We start from the raw sequence: 5,424 nt of genomic DNA, 5'->3' as shown, positions 1-5,424 counted from the left end.
GCACCAGCATCGTCGGGTCGCGCCACAGGCTCCACAGCTCCTTGATGCCGAGGCGGCAGGTGTTGGCCAGGAAGCGGCGCATCGTTCACCGCTCCTGCTTGCGCAGCAGTGCGATGGCGGCGCCCACGATCAGCGGCACGGCGACCAGCATGGGCACCAGCGACGCGCCCAGGTCGCCGAAGTGCAGGGCCTTGTTGAACACGCCGCGGCTGACGTCGATCATGTGCGTGGCCGGGTACACCTCGCCCAGCAGCCGCGCGCCGCCCTGCAGCGAGGAGACCGGGTCGGTCACCCCCGAGAACTGCACGGTGGGGATCATCGTGCCGATCATGGCGAAGAACATGGCCGCGATCTGGCTTCGGGTGATGCTCGAGGCCAGCAGGCCCATGCCGGTGGCGCAGAAGCTGAAGACCAGCGCGGCCAGCAGCAACGTGGCGAAGCTGCCCTTGACCGGCACGCCGAAGACGGTCACCGACAGCAGCGTCATCAGCAGGAAGTTGAGCAGGGCCAGCGCCACGTAGGGAAGCTGCTTGCCCAGCAGGAACTCCGTGCGCGTGACGGGCGTGACGTACAGGTTGATGATGGAGCCGGTCTCCTTCTCGCGCACCACGGCCAGCGCCGTCAGCATGGCCGGCAGCATCAGCAGCAGCATGGGCACGACGGCGGGCACCATGGCGGGCAGGCTCTTCACGTCGGGGTTGTAGCGAAAGCGCGTCTCGATGCCGGCCAGCCCCGCCGCCGCGCCGCCCGTGCGCGCGGCCGCCTGCTCCGCCAGCCAGTGCTGGTGGATGCCCTGCACGTAGCCCTTCACCGTCTCGGCCCGCTGCGGCATGGCGCCGTCGATCCAGGCGCCGATCTCCACCGGGCGGCCGCGCAGCACGTCGCGGCCGAAGCCGGGCGGGATCTCCAGCGCCAGGTTCAGCTCGCCGCTGGTCATGCGGCGGTCCAGCTCGGCGTAGTCGGCGATCGGCGGGCGCTCGACGAAGTAGCGCGAGCCGGCCAGGCTCAGTGCGTAGTTCTGGCTCAGGGTGGACTGGTCGCGGTCGAGCACGGCGTAGCGCAGGTCGTCCACGTCCATGCTGATGCCGAAGCCCATCACGAACATCAGGATGGCCGAGCCGGCCAGCGCGAGCGTCGCGCGCACGGGGTCGCGCTGCAGCTCCAGCGATTCGCGCCACAGGTAGCTGAAGAGGCGCCGCAGGCTGAAGCGGCGCGGGCGGGCAGGGGCGGTCGCCGCGCCCGCCGGGACCGATGCCAGACCGGCTGCCGGCGCGCCGCCGCCGGCCTCGGCCAGGTAGCCGATGAACGCCTCCTCCAGCGTCTTCGCGCCGCGCCGGGCGACCAGCGCCGCGGGCGCATCGCTGTCGAGCACCCGGCCGGCGTGCATCATCGACATGCGGTCGCAGCGCTCGGCCTCGTTCATGAAGTGGGTCGAGATGAAGATCGTGACCCTGTCGCGGCGCGACAGCTCGACCAGCAGTCGCCAGAAGGCGTCGCGCGCGACCGGGTCCACGCCCGAGGTCGGCTCGTCCAGGATCAGCAGCTCCGGCTTGTGCACCATGGCCACCGCCAGCGACAGGCGCTGGCGCATGCCCAGCGGCAGGCGCTCGGGCAGGCTGTCCTGCACCTCGGCCAGGCCGAAGCGCTGCTCCATCTCGGCCACGCGCCGGGGAATCTCCGCTTCGGGCACCTGGAACAGGCGCGCGTGCAGCTCCAGGTTCTGCCGCACCGTCAGCTCGCCGTACAGCGAGAAGGCCTGCGACATGTAGCCCACGCGGCGGCGGGTCTCGATGTCCCGCGGATCGATCTCGTGGCCGAACAGCCAGGCCCGCCCCTCGCTGGCCTCCAGCAGGCCGGTGAGCATCTTCATCGTCGTGGTCTTGCCGCAGCCGTTGGAGCCGAGGAAGCCGAAGATCTCGCCGCGCCGGATGCGGAAGGAGACGTGGTCCACCGCGACGAAGTCGCCGAAGCGCATGGTCAGGCCCTGCGCCTCGATGGCGATGTCGTCCTCCGAGGCCTGCAGCGGCGGGATCTCGACCGGCGCATGGCCGCGCTTCTTCTCGTCGGGCAGCAGGGCGATGAAGGCCGCCTCCAGCGAGTCGCAGCCGGTGCGCGAGAGCAGCTCGGACGGCGTGCCGGTGGCCAGCACCTGCCCGCCGTCCATCGCCACCAGCCAGTCGAAGCGCCGGGCCTCGTCCATGTAGGCGGTGGCGACGATCACGCTCATGCCGGGCCGCCCGTCGCGGATGCGCGCGATCAGCTCCCAGAACTGCGCGCGGGCCAGCGGGTCGACGCCGGTGGTCGGCTCGTCCAGCACCAGCAGGTCGGGGTCGTGGATCAGCGCGCAGCACAGGCCGAGCTTCTGCTTCATGCCGCCCGAGAGCTTGCCGGCCGGGCGGGCGAGGAAGCCGCGCAGGCCCGTGGCGTCCGTCAGCGCGTCGATGCGCCGGCGCCGCTCGGCGGCGTCGTGGCCGAACAGGCGCGCGAAGAACTGCAGGTTCTCCTCCACCGACAGCGTGGGGTAGAGGTTGCGGCCCAGCCCCTGGGGCATGTAGGCGATGCGCGGGCAGGCCGCGTCCCGGTGCCGCCGGCTGGCCATGCTGCCGCCCAGCACATGGACGCTGCCCTCCTGCACGGCGCGGGCGCCGGCCACCAGCGACAGCAGGCTGGACTTGCCCACGCCGTCCGGCCCGATCAGCCCCACCATGCGGCCGGACGGGATGTCCAGCGTGATGCCCGCCAGCGCCTGCACCTTCCCGTAGCGCAGCCGCACCTGCTCCAGGCGGACCGCCGCCTCGGGAGCGCGCGGCGCCGGCTGCGTCATTGCGGGACCCGCAGCGCCAGGCGGGCAGGCCATTCGCGCGAGGGATCGAGTCGCACCCAGGCCTCGCCGGGCAGGCCGGTCTTGACGTGCTCGAGATGCTTGCGCAGCAGCTCGCGGTCGATCTGCGCGCGCACGCGGAACATCAGCTTCTGGCGCTCGCTGGCGGTCTCGACCGTCTTGGGCGTGAACTGCGCGGCGCTGGCGATGAAGGAGATCCGCGCCGGGATGACGTAGTCCGGCGCGGCGTCCAGCACGATGCGCGCCTCGGCGCCCAGCGCCAGCCGGCCGGCCGCCTCGGTGGGCAGGAAGAAGGTCATGTAGACGTCCGACAGGTCGATCAGGTTCAGCACCCGGCCGCCCGCGGCCAGCACCTCGCCGGGCTGCACCACGCGGAACTGCACGCGGCCGTCGCGCGGTGCCTTGAGCTGGCTGTCGTCGATCTCGGCCTGGATGCGCTCCAGGGTCGCCTCGACGGCTTCTACCTGCGACTGCGCGCTGACCACCTGCGCCTGTGCCGCGGTGATGGCCGCGTCGGCCGAGGCGGCCTGCGCCCGCGCCGCGGCGAGCGCCGCCTCGGCGCCGAAGGCATGGGCCCGGTCGTCGTCCAGGGTCTGCAGGGCGGTGGCGCCCGCCTTGGCCAGGGTCTCGGAGCGCGCCAGCCGGCGCCGGGCGGCGTCCAGGTCGGCCTCGGCCCGGCGCACCTGGGCCACGAGGGCCGCCTTGTCGCTGCGGCGCATCGCCGTCTGCGCCTGGGCGCTGGCCACGGCGTTGACGGCCTGGTGGCGCTGGGCCCGGGCCTCGCGCAGCTGCGCCTCCAGCGTCTGCACCTGCATGGCGGCCAGCACCTGGCCGGCCTTCACGAAGGCGCCTTCATCGACCAGGATGTTGTCGACCCGGCCGGCCAGCTTGGTGGCGACGTCGATCTCGGTCGCCTCGATCCGGCCGTTGCTGCTAAGGAAGGCGCCGTCGTTCCCGTTGGCGACATGCCGCTGCCACGCATACCACCCGGCGGCGGCCAGCGCGAGGAGGGCGAGGGCGGCGATGAGCCTGCTCTTGGGGGGGATGGTCATGAGGACGCGATGGGCGATGGATGCTCCGGATGAAGGAGATCGTCGCGGATTGCGTCCGGCGCGAATTGACGTGTGTCAATTGCTGGCCATTGACCTGGGCGTGCGGCTGCCGGCAGGCGTGCCGGTGGTGACGGAGGGGGAGGTGCGCCTTGGGCGCGGGGAGCGAGGCCGTGGCCTCAGGCTCTCATGGGAGCGATGGAGCGGGTGAAGGGAATCGAACCCTCGTATGAAGCTTGGGAAGCTGCCGTTCTACCATTGAACTACACCCGCAGCGGCGCGGATTCTAGCGGCTTGGCCGGCACACCTTCTCAACGCAGGAACACCCGCTGCATGAAGTGCTCGATCGGCACCTGCAGCGCGTTTTCCACGCGCGGCGGCAGGTCGAGCGGGCGCATCAGCATCTTCAGCGTCGAGCCGGGGTGGAGGTTGCGGCTGACGACGCGGCTGACGCGGCTGCCCAGGGCGCGCAGCCAGGCGCGGTCGGCCGCCTGCGCGGGGTGGCGGCTGCGGGCGATGTGCCGCAGCGCGCAGTCGGCGTCCTCGCTCTTGAGTTCCCAGGTGCGCCGCGCCACGGTGCCGAACACGCGTGCGCGGCCCACCTGCTCCTGGTCGCGGTAGCGGCGGAAGTAGCGGTAGAAGTGCTTGTAGTGGCTGACCTCGTCGGCCGCGATGCGCGAGGCCAGGTCGACGAACACGGGCTCGGTGGTGGCGCGGGCCAGGGCGCGGTAGTAGGTGGCGGTGCCGGTCTCGACCACGCAGCGCGCCGACATCTCCAGGGCGCGGCTGGGCGCCAGCAGCTCGACCTTGCAGTAGGTGGCGTACTCCTCCAGGAAGCTGCGGTACGCCGGCTCCCAGTCGAACTCGGGCCAGGCGTGCTCCACGTAGGCGCGCAGGGCGCGGCCGTGCTGCAGCTCCTCGGGCTCCCAGTGCTCGCGCAGCCACTGCGTCACTTCCTCGTCGCCCTCGAAGTAGTCGATCAGGTTGCGGGTGTACAGGTCCGAGCCGCTCTCGATGAACGAGGCCGAGCAAGCCAGGTAGAACAGTGTCTCGTCCTCGCGCACCACGTCCAGCGCGATACGCGAGAAGTCCAGGTCGTCGATGGTCCAGTGCGCGGCCGCGGTGGCGGTCATGCCAGCTCCTTTTCTTGTCGTGTGCGATGGTGCAGTGCGGCACCCCGAGGCCATTCTGCAAGTCCTGCACGCCTTCGAGAAGGCGGCGGTAACCTGTGCTAACGCTTTCGGCTCCCCTTCGCATGCCTGCCGCCACGGATTCCCGCCCGCCCGCGCTGTTCGTCGGCCTGTTCCCGGACGGCAAGGCCCTGCAGGCCATCGAGGCGCACCGCGCCGCCTGGTGGTGGACCCGGCCCGCCGCAAGGCGGCAGCCGCGGGCGCACCGCCTGCACCTGACGCTGGCGCACCTTGGGCCGCGGGACGATTCGGCGATCGACGGCCTGCGCGGCGCGCTGCAAAGCGTGCGGATGGAGCCCTTCGACCTACACCTGGACCGCGCGGAAGTCTGGACGCGCAACGG

General features: G+C 71.6%; 4 protein-coding genes and 1 tRNA gene. 1 reads left to right on the top strand and 4 read right to left on the bottom strand.

The genetic code is table 11. The annotated features are described in order from the left end of the window. Positions 1-85: 85 nt before the first annotated feature. The 4 genes from rbbA to ACIY1X_RS24465 all read right to left on the bottom strand — a co-directional run bounded on the left by rbbA (position 86) and on the right by ACIY1X_RS24465 (position 5,024). Positions 86-2,824, bottom strand: a complete 2,739-nt coding sequence (gene rbbA / locus ACIY1X_RS24480; RefSeq protein ID WP_399685768.1) for a ribosome-associated ATPase/putative transporter RbbA — start codon at positions 2,822-2,824, stop codon at positions 86-88. After that, positions 2,821-3,894, bottom strand: a complete 1,074-nt coding sequence (locus tag ACIY1X_RS24475) for an HlyD family secretion protein (RefSeq protein WP_399685765.1) — start codon at positions 3,892-3,894, stop codon at positions 2,821-2,823. The genes rbbA and ACIY1X_RS24475 overlap by 4 nt, the downstream gene beginning before the upstream one ends. A 196-nt stretch (positions 3,895-4,090) precedes the next feature. Continuing rightward, positions 4,091-4,164: transfer RNA gene (locus tag ACIY1X_RS24470), tRNA-Gly, on the bottom strand. 38 nt (positions 4,165-4,202) lie between these two features. After that, positions 4,203-5,024, bottom strand: coding sequence for a ferritin-like domain-containing protein (locus ACIY1X_RS24465; RefSeq protein ID WP_399685762.1), 822 nt, complete (start codon positions 5,022-5,024; stop codon positions 4,203-4,205). Between the two features lie 122 nt (positions 5,025-5,146). On the opposite strand from ACIY1X_RS24465, the gene ACIY1X_RS24460 reads away from it, so the two are divergent. Next, positions 5,147-5,424: 2'-5' RNA ligase family protein (locus ACIY1X_RS24460; protein ID WP_399685760.1), on the top strand; the 278-nt coding region annotated here is incomplete at its 3' end.

Source organism: Xenophilus sp. (assembly GCF_044462705.1).
Taxonomy (GTDB): Bacteria; Pseudomonadota; Gammaproteobacteria; order Burkholderiales; family Burkholderiaceae_C; genus Xenophilus; species Xenophilus azovorans.
The sequence above is the reverse complement of the archived record's forward strand: the minus strand, read 5'-3'. Positions and strand labels throughout refer to the sequence as shown.